14 protein-coding genes and 1 riboswitch are annotated in these 15,961 nt (G+C 69.5%); of the genes, 3 read left to right on the forward strand and 11 right to left on the reverse strand.

Annotation, left to right across the window (positions count from 1 at the left end):
- Window positions 1-2: 2 nt before the first annotated feature.
- Window positions 3-980 carry a DNA polymerase III subunit delta gene (gene holA, locus OG205_RS23725; protein ID WP_442916579.1) on the reverse strand — a complete coding sequence of 326 codons (978 nt, stop codon included), beginning with the start codon at window positions 978-980 and terminating at the stop codon, window positions 3-5.
- 78 nt (window positions 981-1,058) lie between these two features.
- A riboswitch (SAM riboswitch) is annotated at window positions 1,059-1,193 on the forward strand.
- An 11-nt stretch (window positions 1,194-1,204) separates the two neighbouring features.
- Between holA and thrC the strand changes: the two genes are divergently transcribed.
- Both thrC and OG205_RS23735 read left to right on the forward strand, forming a co-directional pair.
- Window positions 1,205-2,461, forward strand: coding sequence for a threonine synthase (gene thrC, locus OG205_RS23730; protein ID WP_319981652.1), 1,257 nt, complete (start codon window positions 1,205-1,207; stop codon window positions 2,459-2,461).
- Between the two features lie 81 nt (window positions 2,462-2,542).
- Window positions 2,543-3,046 carry a hypothetical protein gene (locus OG205_RS23735; protein ID WP_330270292.1) on the forward strand — a complete coding sequence of 168 codons (504 nt, stop codon included), beginning with the start codon at window positions 2,543-2,545 and terminating at the stop codon, window positions 3,044-3,046.
- Here the strand turns inward: OG205_RS23735 and OG205_RS23740 are convergent.
- The 10 genes from OG205_RS23740 to OG205_RS23785 all read right to left on the reverse strand — a co-directional run bounded on the left by OG205_RS23740 (window position 3,040) and on the right by OG205_RS23785 (window position 13,661).
- Complete coding sequence (locus OG205_RS23740; RefSeq protein WP_330270293.1) at window positions 3,040-5,796, reverse strand: DNA internalization-related competence protein ComEC/Rec2; 2,757 nt, start codon at window positions 5,794-5,796, stop codon at window positions 3,040-3,042. The two genes, OG205_RS23735 and OG205_RS23740, sit on opposite strands and share 7 nt — an antisense overlap.
- Before the next feature lie 759 nt (window positions 5,797-6,555).
- Window positions 6,556-7,254 carry a ComEA family DNA-binding protein gene (locus OG205_RS23745; protein WP_330270294.1) on the reverse strand — a complete coding sequence of 233 codons (699 nt, stop codon included), beginning with the start codon at window positions 7,252-7,254 and terminating at the stop codon, window positions 6,556-6,558.
- An 87-nt stretch (window positions 7,255-7,341) separates the two neighbouring features.
- A complete protein-coding gene (locus OG205_RS23750; protein WP_330270295.1) occupies window positions 7,342-8,235 on the reverse strand; it encodes a DegV family protein in 894 nt (297 codons plus the stop codon).
- A gap of 20 nt (window positions 8,236-8,255) precedes the next feature.
- A complete protein-coding gene (gene octT / locus OG205_RS23755) occupies window positions 8,256-8,987 on the reverse strand; it encodes a diglucosylglycerate octanoyltransferase (protein ID WP_330270296.1) in 732 nt (243 codons plus the stop codon).
- The gene (locus tag OG205_RS23760) at window positions 8,984-9,589 is read right to left on the reverse strand and encodes a histidine phosphatase family protein (RefSeq protein ID WP_330270297.1); all 606 of its coding nucleotides are present in this window, start codon (window positions 9,587-9,589) and stop codon (window positions 8,984-8,986) included. The genes octT and OG205_RS23760 overlap by 4 nt, the downstream gene beginning before the upstream one ends.
- A gap of 8 nt (window positions 9,590-9,597) precedes the next feature.
- Window positions 9,598-9,981, reverse strand: a complete 384-nt coding sequence (rsfS, locus tag OG205_RS23765; RefSeq protein WP_330270298.1) for a ribosome silencing factor — start codon at window positions 9,979-9,981, stop codon at window positions 9,598-9,600.
- Window positions 9,982-10,123: 142 nt separating this feature from the next.
- Entirely contained in the window at window positions 10,124-10,327 is a 204-nt protein-coding gene (gene cspE / locus OG205_RS23770; RefSeq protein ID WP_030468099.1) for a transcription antiterminator/RNA stability regulator CspE, read from the reverse strand.
- 85 nt (window positions 10,328-10,412) lie between these two features.
- Window positions 10,413-10,994, reverse strand: a complete 582-nt coding sequence (gene nadD / locus OG205_RS23775; protein WP_319981660.1) for a nicotinate-nucleotide adenylyltransferase — start codon at window positions 10,992-10,994, stop codon at window positions 10,413-10,415.
- 182 nt (window positions 10,995-11,176) lie between these two features.
- Window positions 11,177-12,346 (reverse strand): cytochrome P450, encoded by a 1,170-nt coding sequence (locus tag OG205_RS23780; RefSeq protein ID WP_330270299.1) that lies wholly within the window; start codon window positions 12,344-12,346, stop codon window positions 11,177-11,179.
- Window positions 12,347-12,362: 16 nt separating this feature from the next.
- The gene (locus OG205_RS23785) at window positions 12,363-13,661 is read right to left on the reverse strand and encodes a glutamate-5-semialdehyde dehydrogenase (protein WP_330278213.1); all 1,299 of its coding nucleotides are present in this window, start codon (window positions 13,659-13,661) and stop codon (window positions 12,363-12,365) included.
- 200 nt (window positions 13,662-13,861) lie between these two features.
- Between OG205_RS23785 and OG205_RS23790 the strand changes: the two genes are divergently transcribed.
- Window positions 13,862-15,946, forward strand: a complete 2,085-nt coding sequence (locus OG205_RS23790) for a RecQ family ATP-dependent DNA helicase (protein WP_330278214.1) — start codon at window positions 13,862-13,864, stop codon at window positions 15,944-15,946.
- The last annotated feature ends 15 nt before the right edge of the window (window positions 15,947-15,961 follow it).

The following is a 15,961-nucleotide window of genomic DNA, read 5'->3' on the forward strand; positions in this document are numbered from 1 at the left end:
CGTCAGCGGCGGCTGTGCGCGGACACGATCCGGAGCACGGCACGTTCCAGCGCGTAGCCGGCGTCGGCCGCCACGCCCTTCACGTCGGCGTTGAGCCCCGCGACCACCTGCATCGCGTCGGCGAGCCCCGCCTGGTCCCAGCCGCGCGACTGGGCCTGCGCCTTCTTGATCTTCCACGGCGGCATGCCGAGTGGCCCGGCCAGGCTGAACGGGTCGGCGCGCCCCACGGCGGACACCCGTGCGACCGTGCGCACCGCGTCCGCCAGCGCGTCCGCGACCAGCACGTGCGGCACACCGAGCTGCATGGCCCAGCGCAACGCCTCCATGGCGCCCGCCCGATCACCGACGACGGCCTTCTCCGCGACGGCGAACCCCGTCACCTCGGCCTTGCCCTGGTGGTAGCGGCGGATCTCCTCGACCGTCACCTTGCCGTCGGTGTCGGAGACGAGCTGCGACGAGGCCGCGGCGAGTTCGCGGAGGTTCGTGCCCACGGCGTCGATGAGCGTGGCGACGGCCTCCGGGTCGATCTTGCCGCCCGCCCGCCGCACCTCGTTGCGCACGAACGCCTCGCGTTCAGCGGACTTGGTGACCTTGGCGCACTCCGTGACCGCGGCACCGGCCTTCTTCAGCTGTCCGGGGAGGTCCTTGGCCGCCTTGCTGCGACCACCGCCCGTGTGCACGACGACGAGCGTGACCCCGTCCGCGGGCGCCTTGACGTAGGAGAGCACCGTGTCGGCGACCTCCTTGCTGATGTCCTGCCCGTTCTGCAGGACGATCACGCGACCCTCCGCGAACAGCGACGGGCTCACCAGTTCGGCCAGCTCCGGAGCCGTGAGATCAGTCACCTGGACGCGGGTCAGGTCGGCGGTCGAATCGACCTCGCGGGCAGCCTCGAGAGCCGCTCGAACAGCACGTTCGACCAGCAACTCCTCCTCGCCGATGACGAGGTGCAGTGACTCCGGTGCGCTCACGCTCCGCATCTTCCCACGTCCCGAATCGTGGACGTTGGTGGCTGACCACCGGACAGGTGCCGTACGTTGGTAGCCACAACTGAACACCGCTCATCCAGAGGGGCAGAGGGAACGGCCCGACGAAGCCCCGGCAACCGGCGTCACCGCTATGCGCAGAACTGCGCGTAGAAGACGATCACGGTGCCAATTCCGACCCGTTCGATTTCGCGGGAAAGATGAGGAGATACCTCGCGATGACTGCTGTCTCTGTGCCTACGAGCACCAAGTTCGACCTCGGACCCGCCCGCGCGCTGCTGTGCCGTGAGTGTGGAAACGAAACCCCTCTCGCTCCTGAGTACGCCTGTCTCGAGTGTTTCGGGCCGCTGGAAGTGGCCTACGACTTCGGGAAGATCCGGCGCGAGGACATCGAGGCCGGCCCCAGGTCGATCTGGCGCTACCGCGGCCTTCTCCCTGTTCCGTCCACTGTGGAACAGCACCCGAACACCGATCCCGGTGGCACCCGCCTGGTCGAGGCGCACAACCTCGCCAAGGCCCTGGGCGTCCGCAAGATCTGGGTGAAGGACGACACCGGCAACCCCACCCACTCGTTCAAGGACCGAGTCGTCGGCGTAGCGCTCGCCGCCGCCCGTGAACTCGGCTTCAAGGTGCTGGCCTGCCCGTCCACCGGCAACCTGGCGAACGCCGTCGCCGCTGCCGCCGCCCGCGCGGGCTGGAAGTCGGTCGTTCTCGTCCCCTCCAATCTCGAGCGCGCCAAGATCCTCATGAGCGCGGTGTACGACGGCGCCCTGATCGCCGTCGACGGCAACTACGACGACGTGAACCGCCTCGCCCAGGAACTCGCCGCGGAGAACGAGGACTGGGCGTTCGTGAACGTCAACGTCCGCCCGTACTACGCGGAAGGCTCGAAGACGCTCGGCTACGAGGTCGCCGAACAGCTCGGCTGGCGCCTGCCCGACCAGATCGTCGTGCCGATCGCGTCCGGCTCGCAGCTCACCAAGGTGGACAAGGCGTTCCGCGAACTCGGCCAGCTCGACCTGGTGGAAGCCACGCCGTACAAGGTGTTCGGCGCGCAGGCCACCGGCTGCTCCCCGATCTCGGCCGCCTTCAAGGCGGGCCACGACGTCATCCGCCCGGTCCGCCCGGACACGATCGCCCGCTCACTGGCGATCGGCGCCCCGGCCGACGGCCCGTACGTGCTCGACGCCGTGCGCCGCACCAACGGCGCCATCGACGACGTCACCGACGAAGAGGTCGTCGAGGGCATCAAGCTGCTCGCCCGCACCGAAGGCATCTTCGCCGAGACCGCCGGCGGCGTGACCGTCGCGACGGCGAAGAAGCTGTTCGAGTCGGGCCAGCTCGACCCGGACGCCGAGACCGTGCTGCTGATCACCGGCGACGGCCTCAAGACCCTCGACGCGCTCGGCGACACGATCGGCCCGCGCGCGACGGTCCCGGCGTCCGCCGAGGCCGTCATCAAGGCACTGGGTTAATCACCTCCTTCCGGTTCGGGGACGCACCCGCGTCCCCGAACCGCGTTGTGCCTGATCATCAACTCCTGCCATGCTCCGGGCGTGGACCTGTGCCCGAGCTGTTCCGCGCCGCTGACCGGCCGGACCGTCCGCCAAGCCTCGCCTGAGGACCCGCTTCGCGCGCGCCGCAAGGACATTCGTGAGCTTCGGCGATGCGGACACTGCGGTCACGTCGCCTGGCGACACGAAGGCGGCACGGGTCCGTGGTCCGATGGCGGATCGCTTCCCGAGCACGACTACCTGTTCGCGACGCTACGACCACTGCCCGAACCGTGGGCGACGATCACGCACAAGGACACCAGAGCCGCTCTGGAAGCCCAGTTGCGCACCGAGGTCGCGAACGGACACCCGTTGTTCGGCAAGACGATCATCGCGATCGCTCGCTGCGATGCCTGCGACGAGGTGGTGTTCAGCGTCGAAGAAGACCCCGTGTGGTTCGCTCAGGTCCACCTCACGTGGCGATCGGCTCCCGACCGCCCTCCGTGGCCCGACAGCAGACGCCTTTCCCTGCCACTGGCCGACAGTCTCCTCGACCACCATCACTGAACACGGTGGCTCACAAGGTGATCGCGTCCGTCCTGAGCCAACCCGTGCGCGGGAAGCGCTGCAGGCCGTCCACGACGTGCGGGCCGACCGGTTCCACGTTCGCGCGCCACGCCACGATCCGTTGCGGCCACGGGGCTTCCGCCTTGAGCGCGTTGTAGTGGTAGTCGTGCCACACGTCCGGCTCGATCCGCAGGCCGTCGTCGAACACGTGCTGCGCGGTGAGGTCGTACGCCTCCTCCGGAGTCGCGGCCTTCGTCGGCGGCAGCACGTGCGTGGTCGTCGCCCGGTACGTGACGGCGCGTGTGCCGTCTTCTAGCGTTTCGCAGATGTAGTAACCGAAATCGGGTTTGAGCTCGTCGTGCGGCCACGGCGTCGCCGTGTAGTTCGTCTGCCACAACGCCCATGCGAGTCCTGGCGTGCCGCCGGGAATCGGGTAACGCGCGTTGAACAACCTGACCCAGACCATCTCTTCTCCTTCGTACGATTCGGTTTCCCGGCAACACCGCCAGGTCTCCGTCCTTGTCCGTGCGCAACACCAGCGCGCCTCCCGTCCGCAACACGTCGAGGACGTGCGGACTCGGGTGCCCGTACCTGTTGCCCGTGCCGACGCTCACCAGCGCCACCCGCGGCCGCACCGCCTTGAGGAACGCGGGCAGCGAGTACCGCGACCCGTGGTGCGGCACCTTGAGCACCTCGGCATTGAGGTCCCGCTCCCCCAGCAACGCCGCCTGGCCGGCCAGTTCGACGTCGCCGGTGAGCAACACCCGGCCCGCCCTCGTGTGCGCCTTGAGCACGAGCGAGTAGTCGTTCACCGTCGTGTTCTCGTCCTGGGCGACCGGCGGCCGCCTCGGTCCCAGCACCTCCAACTCCAGTCCTGGCAAGGTGAACCGCTCGCCCGCCTTCGGCTCCACCACCCGCACGTTCCGGGCGCGGGCTCGTTGGCCGACCTCCCTCCACGCCCACGCGGGCTCCTTGAGCGGCCCGACCGCGACCGCCCCCACCGCACGCCCGGTGAGCACGGCGTCGAGACCGCCGATGTGGTCCGCGTGCAGGTGCGTCAGCACCACCAGCGGAATCTTCTTTATTCCCAACGTCTTCAGGCACCGGTCCACCGCGCCGGGGTCGGGCCCGGTGTCGACGAGAACTGCCGTGTCCGCGGTGTCGGTGGCCAGGACCAGCGCATCGCCCTGGCCCACGTCGCAGCTGACGACCTTCCACCCGTCGGGCGGCCAGACCGGCGCCACGACTCTCATGGGCACCAGCACCACGAACCCGCCGACGAGCACAGCGACGATCAACGTTCGCGTCTTCTTGAACCGCAGCAACAACACGACCGCCACGGTGACGGCGGCCAGCGCGATCGCCCCGGCCCAGCCCGCGGGCCAGCCGACCGCCGCACCGGGCACGGAGGCCGCCTGCCGGCCGACCTGGATCAGCCAGGTCACCGCGGGCCCGGCAACGCGGGTGATGGCCTCGGCCGCCCAGGGCGAGAGTGGTGCGACGGCCGCCGCCAGCACACCCAGCACCGTCGCCGGCGCGACCACCGGCCCGGCGACCAGGTTGGCCAGCACCGACACCAGGCTCACCTGCCCGGACAGCCCCGCCACGAGCGGAGCCGTGGCGAGGCTCGCGGCCATCGGCACGACAATCGCCTCGGCCAGCCCGTTCGGTACGCCACGCCGTTTGAGCGCACGCGCCCACCTCGGCGCGACGAGCACCAACGCCGCCGTAGCCACCACGGACAACGCGAACCCCGGATCACCACCCAGCGCCGGATCGTGCAGCACCAGGACGAGCACCGCCGTCGCGAGGCTCGGCACCGCGGACCGTTGCCGCCCCAGCACCAACCCCACCAACGCGACGGCACCCATGACCGCGGCCCGAAGAACGCTCGGCTCCGGCCCGGCCAGGACGACGAACCCGACCAGCGCCGCCAGAGCGGCCAAGGCCGCCGGCCGCGGACCGAGCCGCCTCGTCAGGAGGTAGACCGCACCGCACACGATCGCTAGATTCGCCCCGCTCACGGCGAGCAGGTGGGAGAGGCCTGCCGTGCGGAACTCCTCCACGATGCGCGGCACCATCTGCTCGGTGTCGCCCACCACCAGCGCCGGCAGGAGACCGGCCTCCTCGTCGTCCAGCACCGTGCTGGCTTGCCGCAGGCCGCCACGGAGTTCGTCGGCCCAGGCCTGCCAGACCGGCGGCGGTTGCGGATCACCCGGCGGACCTCGTACGCGCAGCAGTGCCGACGCCAGGTCGCCGCCCCTGGGTGGGGCGAGCGTGCCTTTGACCGTGACCTTCTGGCCTGGCAACAGATCCCGCCACTTGTCCGCAGGAGCCAGCAGCACGAGCTGGGCGCCGTTCGCGGTCGCTCTGATCACGACGTTCTCCACGCCTGCCTGGGTTCCGCCGAAGCCCGCTGCTCGGATTCCCTTCGGTCTGGTGGTGAGCTCGACGGTGAGGGTGGTCGTGCGGCCCTCGTTGGCGGCCAGGCGGAGCGGGTGGGACTCGGCTCGCAGGACGTGGCCTCCTACCCAGGCCGCCGCCAGCGGACCGGAGATCAGGAGGGCTATCGCGCAGGTCCTGGTCCACCACGCTCTTCGCCAAGCGATCAGGCCTACGGCTCCTGCTGCCAGGCCGGCGATCGCCGCTGCCTGCCAGCTCACGAAGAGGCCGGCCACCGCGGTGGTCCAGACTGCGGCGGCCGCTGGGACCAGGCGGTAGTCGTGGGTTATCGGATGTTTGCGAGACATCGGCGCCTCCCCTGGTCGGTGGGAGGTCTCGGGTCAGGGGTGGGGCTGCCCTGGCGGGGTTGGGGCAACTTCGGAGGGCGCGGCCGTGAGTGGCGTGGGAGAGCTTGCGGCTGGATCTGGGGGCGGCGGGCAGTGGGGTGGTGCCAGGCGGTGTCGATGCGGGTGTGGCGGGTGATGCGGACCGAGGGCATGGCTGACTCCGATCGGTGAGGTGACGGCGCGGGTGACGTGCGGCTGCTGCTCGGGGATGAGTGCGAACCGGCGGCCGATCCGGGTCTGGAATCACGGCTCGGCGGGGCACGCCCCGCTGGTTTTCGTTGGGATTGCGGCAAGTTCCGGAGCCACGGCACGGTGCAGCGGAGAAACGGGCTGCGGTTGGAGAGAAAGCGATCGGACGGCGGGGAGCGGGAAAGCGGTTGATTCCGTTGTGCCGGCAGCAGATTCAGGGTTGAACGGTTGCCGCGCACATGCGGCAAGGTCGCCGATGGGGAACCGCCGGGCTTGGGAGCGGAGCGGGTGGTGCCGGGCGCGGTGGTGCGGGTGGGGGCGGCGAGAAGGCTTCGGCCAGCAGGTGACGGAGGGCTGTCGTCAGCGGGCGGGATCGGCGGCGAGGTGGGGTTGGGGAGCGGTGGACCGGGAAGGCGATGGCCAGCCGGCGGACGGGGTGGTAGTGGTCAGCTGGGACGAGCGATGGGCTGGTCAGGTGGCGGTACTGGGCCCTGATGCGGTGGTAGAGGGCCAGGACTTGGACGGCGAGGCTCATGTGTGGACCAGATCGGCCAGCTTGGCCAGCTTCGAATCGCCGATGCCCTCCACGTCGCGAAGCTGGTCGACCGAGGCGAAGGGGCCTTTGCGGGCGCGGTGGTCGACGATGCGCTGAGCCGTCACTGGGCCCACGCCGGGCAGGGCGTCCAGTTCGGTCGCCGTGGCGGAGTTCAGGTTCAGCTTCGGCTGGGACGCACCGGCCTGGGCCGCGCCGCCTTGGGGCGGGGGTGGGACGCCCACCGCTATCTGCTCGCCGTCGGTGAGTTTTCGGGCCAGGTTCAGGTTGTGGAGATCGGTGCCCGGTTTCATGCCTCCTGCCAGGCGGATGGCGTCGGCCACCCGTGCGCCTGACGGTGCGGTGATCAGGCCTGGCGTGGCCACCTCGCCGATCACGTTCACGACCAGTTCGGGGGCCGGGGCCGAGGTGCTCACCAGTGCCAGGTCCGGGGCGGGTTCGGCGGCGGGGCTCTGCCACCAGCTGCCCAGGCCTATCACCGTGCACGCCACGGCCACGCCCAAGGCCAGCAGGCCTCGGCGTGGGAGGCGCGGCAGGGAGAGGCGGCGGCGAGGCGGGCCGTGTTCGTCCGAGTCCTCTGATCGTGCGTAGACCAGGGTCGGGTCGGCTCTCACCTTGTCGGCCAGGGCGGCCAGGCGTTCGGTCGGGAGGGTGTCCTGGTGGGAGCGGGGGAACATGCGAGCGACGTTACGGAGCGGGGTGGGCGGGGAGGTGGGGTTGGCTCCGGGGCTGTGGATTACTCGCGGGTTGTGGACAGGTCGCGATCACTCGGGCCGTGAGGACGGGGAATTGTCGGGGGTCTGTGGGAGACTGTCCGGTCCTCCCGGCAGCACCACGACTCCCAGCACGCCTGGGCCCGTGTGCGCGCCGATCACCGCGCCCACCTCCGAGATCACGCATCCCGTCGAGCCGGGCAGCCGTTCGTCCAGGCGGGTCGCCAGTTCCGCGGCGCGTTCGGGAGCGGCCAGGTGGTGCACGGCCAGTCCGACTGGGCCGTCCCCCGCCGCAGCCGCCGCCAGATCGACCAGGCGACCCACGGCACGGCTGATCGTGCGCACCTTCTCCAGCGGCACGATTCGGCCGTCGTCCATGTGCAGCAACGGTTTCACCGCCAGCGCGGTCCCCACCAGCGCCGCCGCCGTGCCGATCCGGCCGCCTCGGCGCAGGTGCTCCAACGTCTCGAGGCAGAAGAACATCCGGGTCTGGGACGCGGCCGAGGAAGCGGCGTCCTCCACCTCGGCGTGCGAACCTCCAGCCGCCACGGCCGCGCACGCGCGCAACACCGAGAACCCGAGTCCCATGCCCGTCGACCGCGAGTCGACGACGCGGATCTGCGAGGGGCCGACTTCCTCCGCCGCCAGCCGTGCCGCCTCCCACGTCCCGGACAGCTCACGAGAGAGATGCACGGACACGACGGCATCCGAGGACGACAAGGCCTCGCGGTAGACCGCGGCCATTTCGCCAGGTGTGGGACGGGACGTGGTCACCCGGCGGTGCTCGGCGAGGGCGGCGGCCAGTTCGAAAGGACCGAAGTCGACGCCGTCGAGGCGTCCGGCACCGTCCACCGCCACGTGCAACGGCACGACAGTGATCGCATGGCGCTTCGCGAACCCCTCAGGCAGGTATGCCGTCGAGTCGGTGACGATGGAGATGCGCACGAGCGACGAGCCTACGGTGCTCACTCCTCCGAGGGACTCAACGCCACGGACGAGATGGTGTCCAAGGACGAGATCAACTCCGCCATCGCCTTGCCCACCAGCTCGTGTCCCTCCCAGCCCCAGTGCATCCCGTCCGGATTTCCGGCACCGGACCGCACGTGCTCCCCGATCACGGCGGGCAGGTTCAGCAACGGCACACCCGCACCCGCGGCCCACCCGCGCACAGCGGCAACCGCAGCCGCGTGCCCCTGATGCGCATACGCGTACGTAGCTGCGCGGTGCACCGACGGCACGATCCCGACCGCCGGCATCGTGTACTGAAGATTGCGGACCGACTTGTGCATGTCGCGCAGATAGCGCGCGGTCAGCGCAGGGGGCAGCGACGCGCGTGTGTACGGCGCCAACCGCGGCTGCACGGCCTGATAGCCCGCACGCACCCAACGCCGCAGCCAGTCCGGCCGCACATAACGCAGCCCCTCGCGCAGGTACGTCGGCAACGGCGAGGGCAACGTGTCCATGCTGCCCACCGCGAACACCAGCACGTCCGTGCGAGGCAGCAACGACCAGATCCGCGGGTCCCCGGTCAACGCCCACCAGGCATCCCGCGCCGTCCACCCGAACCCGGCCGCCAGCTCCGCCGATCCACCCAGCGCCTCGGCACAGATGTTGTGCCACAGGCGTGGATGATCAGCGGGCAGCGGCCCGGAAGGTCCGAAGAACGACAGCGAGTCCCCGAGGACGAGCAGTCTCAACGCGTGGTGCCCGCGTTGTACGACGACAGCCGCCACCGGTCGTTGCGACGGGTGAACACGGTCCAGTGGCAGTTCGAGATGCCGCCGAGCTGCGACCAGTTCGCCACCGGCAGTTCCAGCAGCCGCCCGGTCAACGCGCTGATCAGGCCACCGTGCGCGCACAGCAGGACAGTGCCGGAGAACTCCGCGTCCACCTCGTTGACCAGCTGGATGGCCCGCTCGGCCACCTCGACGCGCGACTCGCCGTCCGGCGGCGCGAAGGTCGGATCGGTGCGCCACACCGTGACCGCGCCCGGCCACTCCTGCTCGACCTCGGCCACGTTCAGGCCCTGCCACTTGCCCAGGTGGGTCTCGCGCAGCCGTTCGTCGATCCGCAGCGGAACGTCCGTCGACGAGGTGAAGACGCCGGCGGTGTTGCGCGCGCGTTGCAGGTCGGAGGCCACGACGATCTCAGGTTCGAACCCGGCGAGCACCGGCACGGCGAACCTGGCCTGGTTCAAGCCGGTCTCGGTGAGCGCCGAGTCCAGATGACCCTGCAGACGACCTGTCGCGTTGTAGTCGGTCTCACCGTGCCGCCACAGCACGAGCCGGCTCAGGGCCATCAGCTACCTCATTCAGCCGTGGAATCGGCGGGGACGTCCGCTTCGAACTCGATGCGCGGGCAGTCCTTCCACAGCCGCTCCAGGCCGTAGAAGCTGCGCTCCTCCGTGTGCTGGACGTGCACCACGACGTCCACGAAGTCCAGCAGCACCCACCGGCCCTCGCGGGCCCCTTCGCGGCGCACCGGCTTCGTGCCGGCCTCCCGCAGCTTCTCCTCGATGTTGTCGACGATCGCGCCGACCTGCCGCTCGTTGTGAGCGGACGCGATCACGAACACGTCGGTGATCACGAGCTGGTCGGAGACGTCGAGCACCGTCACGTCGTGCGCCTTCTTGTCGGCCGCTGCGTTCGCCGCGACCAGCGCCAGCCGTCGTGCCTCGTCGGTGGCTGCCACGTCACTCCTCTGACTTCCGGCGAGCGTCGATACGCCCACACGAGTTACTGAGGGTACCGGCGCGCGCCAACGTGTACTTCACACCCACGCATGACGAAGGCCACCTCAGCGCCCTGAGGTGGCCTTCACCGGTGCCGAAGCCTTAGAGCGGGCGGACCTGCTGGGCCTGCGGCCCCTTCTGGCCCTGTCCGACCTCGAACTCGACCTTCTGGTTCTCTTCGAGCGAACGGAAACCCTTGGACTGGATCTCCGAGTAGTGCACGAAGACGTCAGCCGAGCCGTCGTCGGGCGCGATGAAGCCGAAGCCCTTTTCGGCGTTGAACCACTTCACGGTGCCTGTAGCCAAAGTCTTGCCTTCCACGAACCAGCAACAACCCGCTGATTGTTGCTCCCCGAGCGCTCGGATGCACGCAAAATCCACTCGAACGTGGTTACGACTCGGAGTACAGACCTGTTTTTGCGATGTATTGGACTACCCCATCGGGGACCAGGTACCAAACGGGCTGACCAGATGCAGTACGCGCGCGGCATCCGGTCGACGAGATAGCCATGGCAGGGACCTCGACGAGCGACACGGACCCCGGCGGCAAGTGCCGGTCGTTCAACGTGTAGCCCGGACGGGTGACACCTATGAAGTGGGCCAGTTCGAACGCGTCCGCCGCGCGCTTCCACGACAGGATCTGCTCCAGCGCGTCCGCGCCCGTGATGAAGAACAGGTCGGCGTCGGGGTACTGCTTCTTGAGGTCTGAGAGCGTGTCCACGGTGTACGTGGGGCCCTCACGGTCGATGTCGACCCTGCTGACCGAGAAGCGGGGGTTGGAGGCCGTGGCGATGACCGTCATCAGGTAGCGGTCCTCGGCGGCGGAGACCTCCCGCGACGACTTCTGCCAGGGCTGTCCGGTCGGCACGAAGATCACGCGGTCCAGGTCGAACCTGGCCTGCACTTCGCTGGCGGCCACGAGGTGGCCGTGGTGGACGGGATCGAACGTGCCGCCCATGACGCCGATGCGCATCGAAACAGCGTAGACCGGCGTCGGGCCGCTCCCGAGGCCTGACGCCGGTCGTGCTGATCACACCGCACGGCCCAGGGGGAGGACGGGCCGTTCGGGTCGCGGCTTACCCCGAAGCAAAGCCGCGCGCACTGGAGGAACGTGCGGACCGGTCCCCCATTACGCGGGTTGGCCCAAGATTTTTCTCACCAGGCCACAACAAGCCTCAGCGGGCCCCTGACCAGCGATCCCTTGCGGAACTCGACGGGCTCCGCGAGTCGCAGACCGGGCATCCGGCGCAGCAGCGTGCCGAGTGCCACCCGCAGTTCCATCCTGGCGAGCTGCGAACCGAGGCAGAAGTGGATGCCGTGGCCGAACTGCAGGTGCTGGCCGACTTCGCGTTCCAGGTCCAGCTCGGCGCTGTTGGCGAACATCTCCTCGTCGTGGTTCGCCGACGACAGGACCACCAGCACGGCGTCCCCCTCCTTCACCAGCGCGTTGCCGACCTGGACGTCCTCGGTCGCGATGCGGGGGAAGCCTGCGCCGCTGCCCAGCGGGATGAACCGCAGCAGTTCCTCGATCGCGTTCGGCAACGTCTCGGGGTGGTCTTGGAGGCGCTTCATGGTGTCCGGGTGGTCGAACAGCGTCACGACGCTGTTCGCGAGCATGTTCGCCGTCGTCTCGTGTCCCGCGACCAGCAACGTGATGCCGAACCGGACGAGTTCGTCCTCGCTCAGCCTGTCCTCGTTGTCACGGGCGGCGACGAGCGCGCTCATCAAGTCGTCCGTGGGGTGCGCACGGCGTTTCGCGACGAGGTCGGTGAAGTAGGCGTGCAGCTTCATCACGCCGTCCATCGCCTCTTCGGGCGTGTAGCCGCCGACCGTGGACAGCGCCTGGTTCGACCACTTGCGGAAGTCCTCGCGGTCCTCGAACGGCACGCCGAGCAGTTCGCAGATGATCGTGATCGGGAACGGCATGGTGAAGCCCTCGACCAGGTCACCGGGGTTGTCCAGGCGGTCGAGCAGCTCGTCGGTGATCTGCTGGGCGCGCGGCCGCAGTTCCTCGATCCGGCGCACCGTGAACGCCTTGGACACCAACCGACGCATGCGCGCGTGGTCCGCCCCGTCGTGCGTGAGGATCGACCCGCCCGGTGCGATGAGGGGCTGCATCCGCGGTACGTCCTGGTCGACCGTGCGCGCACGGCTGAACCGCGGGTCGCCCAGGACGAACTTCGTCTCTTCGTAGGACGTGACGAGCCAACCCTCGCCGCCGTACGGGTACGTCACGCGCGTGACGGGCTCATCACGCCGTAGACGTTCATAGGTCGGATCGAGGGTCAGGCCGTCAGTTTCGGAGAACGGGTAGGTGGGAGCCATGTCTCCGAACGTAGAGCTACGCCTTCGGGCGTGTGTGTCCTTCGCCCCACACGACCCATTTAGAGGACGTCAGCTCGGTCAGGCCCATCGGGCCGCGAGCGTGCAGCTTCTGCGTGGAGATGCCGATCTCCGCGCCCATGCCGAACTCCGCGCCGTCCGTGAAGGCCGTGGAGGCGTTGACGAACACCGCCGCCGCGTCCACACGGGCCGTGAACCTGCGTGCGGCCGCCACGTCGTTCGTGACGATGGCCTCGCTGTGGCCGGAGCCGTACGTCGCGATGTGCTTCACCGCCTCGTCCAGCGAGTCGACGACCTTCGCCGCGATGTCGAGGCTCAGGTACTCGGTGCCCCAGTCGGCGTCGTTGGCCTCGACCACATCAGGCTGCTGCGCGAACTGCTCGTCGCCGTGGATCGTCACACTCTCCTGCTGCAACGCCTTGGTGATGCGCGGGACGAACTCGTGCGCCACGTCCTTGTGCACCAGCAGGGACTCCGCCGCGTTGCACACGCTCGTGCGCCGCGTCTTGGCGTTGAGGACGATCGCCTCGGCTATGTCGAGGTCGGCGTTCGCGTCCACGTAGACGTGGCAGTTGCCGACGCCGGTCTCGATCGTGGGAACCGTCGCCTGTTCGACGACGGCGTTGATCAGACCTGAGCCACCGCGCGGAATCACCAGGTCCACCAAGCCGCGGGCGGTGATGAGGTGCGTGACGGACGCGCGGTCGTGGCACGGCAGGAGCTGCACGCAGTCGGGCGGCAGATTCACGCTTTCGAGTGCGTCGCGCAGGACGGCGACGAGCGTGGTGTTGGAATTCTCGGCGGTCGAGGAACCCCGCAGCAGCGCGGCGTTGCCCGACTTCAGCGCGAGACCGGCGGCGTCGACCGTGACGTTCGGGCGGCCTTCGTAGACCATGCCGACGACGCCCATCGGGACGCGGACCTGCTTGACCTCCAGCCCGTTCGGGAGGATGCCGCCGGTGATCACCTGGCCGACCGGATCCGGAAGTCCCGCAACGGTTTCCAGGCCCGCGGCGACGCTGTCGATGCGAGCTTCGGTGAGCGTGAGACGGTCCAGGATGTTCTCCGGAAGGCCCGCCGCCCTGCCTGCTTCGAGGTCCTTCTGGTTGGCCTCGATGATCTCTGGCGCGCGCTTGCGGAGCGCGGCGGCCATCTCGAGCAGCGCGGTGTCCTTGCGCTCACGGGTGGCGAGGACTAGTTCGTCGGCGGCGACACGGGCGCGGCGAGCTGCCGCGTGCACCTGATCGCGCAGGTCATCAGTCACGCCACACAGCTTACGACCTGCGACAATCACAATTGTCAGACCTGCCTGGCAGGCTTGCTGCCATGGATGACGACATCGCGAGTTCGCGTCGGTCGTCCGGTCAACCGCACGTGCCGAATTCGGCGAAGCCCAATTCGGCGCGGGCGATTCGGCCGGACGACCGACTTCCCGGCGAACTCGCCGCCGTCTGCGAAGCAGCGGCCGACAGGCACAGCCTGGCAAGCTTGCGCCTCATGGACGACATCGCGTTGCGAGAACTGGCGGAGGAACGGCTCCGGGCACTGGCGGGCCCGGAGGCGGTGCTGCGCGAGGACCAGTGGACAGCGATCCACACCCTCGTGGCGCAACGCCGCCGGGCTCTCGTCGTCCAGCGCACGGGCTGGGGCAAGTCGGCCGTGTACTTCATCGCGACGGCGCTGCTGCGTCAGCTCGGTGAAGGGCCCACGATCATCGTGTCGCCGTTGCTCGCGTTGATGCGCAACCAGATCGACGCGGCGGCGCGGGCCGGTGTGCACGCGGTGACGATCAACTCGGCGAATCCCGGCGAGTGGGACACCGTGCAGGAGCAGGTCGCGGCCGGCGAGGTCGATGTGCTCCTGGTGAGTCCGGAACGGCTGAACAACCCTGACTTCCGCGATGCGGTGCTGCCGTCGCTGACGGCGTCGGCGGGTCTGCTCGTGGTCGACGAGGCGCACTGCATCTCGGACTGGGGCCACGACTTCCGGCCGGACTACCGCAGGCTGCGGACGTTGCTGACGGAGCTGCCCTCGGGCGTACCGGTGCTGGCGACGACGGCGACGGCCAACGACAGGGTGGTCCACGACGTCACCGAGCAGCTGGGGCTCGGCGCGGACGAGGGCACGCTGGTGCTGCGCGGGCCGCTGGACCGCGACAGCCTGCGTCTGTCGGTCGCCGTGCTGCCCACGGCGGAGTCGCGCCTCGGGTGGCTGGCAGAACAGCTCGACCGCATGCCCGGTTCCGGGATCATCTACACGCTCACGGTCGCGGCGGCGGACGACATCGCCGCGTTCCTCGCCTCACGGGGCTTCGCGGTGGCCTCGTACTCGGGCAAGACCGAGCCCGCCGAACGGGAACGCGCCGAGGAGGACCTGCTCGGCAACAAGGTCAAGGCGCTCGTCGCCACCTCCGCCCTCGGCATGGGGTTCGACAAGCCGGACCTGGGGTTCGTCGTGCACGTCGGCGCCCCGTCCTCCCCGATCGCGTACTACCAGCAGATCGGTCGCGCGGGCCGTGGCGTCGAACGGGCCGAGGTGGTGCTGCTGCCGGGGCACGAGGACCGCGACATCTGGGCGTACTTCACGTCGCTGGCGTTCCCGCCAGAGGTGGTGGTGCGGCAGGTGCTGTCCGCGCTCGACGGCGCGAGCAAACCGCTCTCGACGGCGGCGCTGGAACCGATGGTCGAGCTGTCGCGCGGCAGGCTCGAGGTGGTGCTGAAGGTGCTGGACGTCGACGGCGCGGTCCGGCGGGTGCGCGGCGGCTGGGAGTCGACGGGCCGGCCGTGGGAGTACGACGGTGAGCGGTACGCGCGCATCGCGGAGGCGCGCAAGGCCGAGCAGCAGGTGATGATCGAGTACCAGCGCACCGGTTCGTGCCGGATGAAGTTCCTGCAGGACCAGCTGGACGACCCGACCTCGCACGACTGCGGGCGTTGTGACAACTGCACCGGCGAGCGGCTGTCGGTCGAGGTGTCCGAGGTGGCGGCGGAGGCTGCCCGCGAACGGCTGCTGCGTCCCGGCCTGGACGTGGCGCCGCGCAAGATGTGGCCGACGGGCATGGGCGCGATCGGTGTCCCGCTGTCCGGCAAGATCCCGGCGGGCGAGGTGGCGGCCACCGGCAGGGCGCTCGGCCGCCTCACCGACATCGGCTGGGGCAACCGGCTGCGAGACCTGCTCGCGGACGGCGCCGACCGCGAGATCCCGGACGACGTGTTCGCGGCCTGTGTGAAGGTGCTGACGGCGTGGGGCTGGGACGAACGGCCGGTCGGCGTGGTGACGGTCGGCTCGCGCCGGCGCCCTGAGCTGGTGGGCAGCTTCGGGCAGAAGATCGCATCGATCGGGCGGCTGCCGTTCCTGGGCACCGTGTGGCTCGGTGAGTCGACGCACCGGGCCAACAGCGCGCAGCGGCTGGCCGGGCTGGTGCGGGCGGGCGAGGTGCCGGACCTGTCCGGCGTGGACGGTCCGGTTCTGCTGGTGGACGACCACATCGACACCGGGTGGACGATGACGGTGGCGGCTCGGATGCTCAGGAAGGAGGGGGTGTCCGCGGTACTGCCGTTCGCGCTGGCGGTGACGAACTGACCCCTCCCTCGAGGA

Origin of the sequence: Lentzea sp. NBC_00516 (assembly GCF_036346835.1) — a bacterium.
GTDB classification, from domain to species: domain Bacteria; phylum Actinomycetota; class Actinomycetes; order Mycobacteriales; family Pseudonocardiaceae; genus Lentzea; species Lentzea sokolovensis.

Bases quoted from the DNA above. Each gene is read 5' to 3' on its own strand.
- OG205_RS23760 (WP_330270297.1), bottom strand. From the start codon at position 9,589: ATGGCCCTGAGCCGGCTCGTGCTGTGGCGGCACGGTGAGACCGACTAC.
- holA (WP_442916579.1), bottom strand. From the start codon at position 980: ATGCGGAGCGTGAGCGCACCGGAGTCACTGCACCTCGTCATCGGCGAG.
- thrC (WP_319981652.1), top strand. From the start codon at position 1,205: ATGACTGCTGTCTCTGTGCCTACGAGCACCAAGTTCGACCTCGGACCC.
- OG205_RS23745 (WP_330270294.1), bottom strand. From the start codon at position 7,254: ATGTTCCCCCGCTCCCACCAGGACACCCTCCCGACCGAACGCCTGGCC.
- OG205_RS23780 (WP_330270299.1), bottom strand. From the start codon at position 12,346: ATGGCTCCCACCTACCCGTTCTCCGAAACTGACGGCCTGACCCTCGAT.
- OG205_RS23790 (WP_330278214.1), top strand. From the start codon at position 13,862: ATGGACGACATCGCGTTGCGAGAACTGGCGGAGGAACGGCTCCGGGCA.
- nadD (WP_319981660.1), bottom strand. From the start codon at position 10,994: ATGCGCATCGGCGTCATGGGCGGCACGTTCGATCCCGTCCACCACGGC.
- OG205_RS23740 (WP_330270293.1), bottom strand. From the start codon at position 5,796: ATGTCTCGCAAACATCCGATAACCCACGACTACCGCCTGGTCCCAGCG.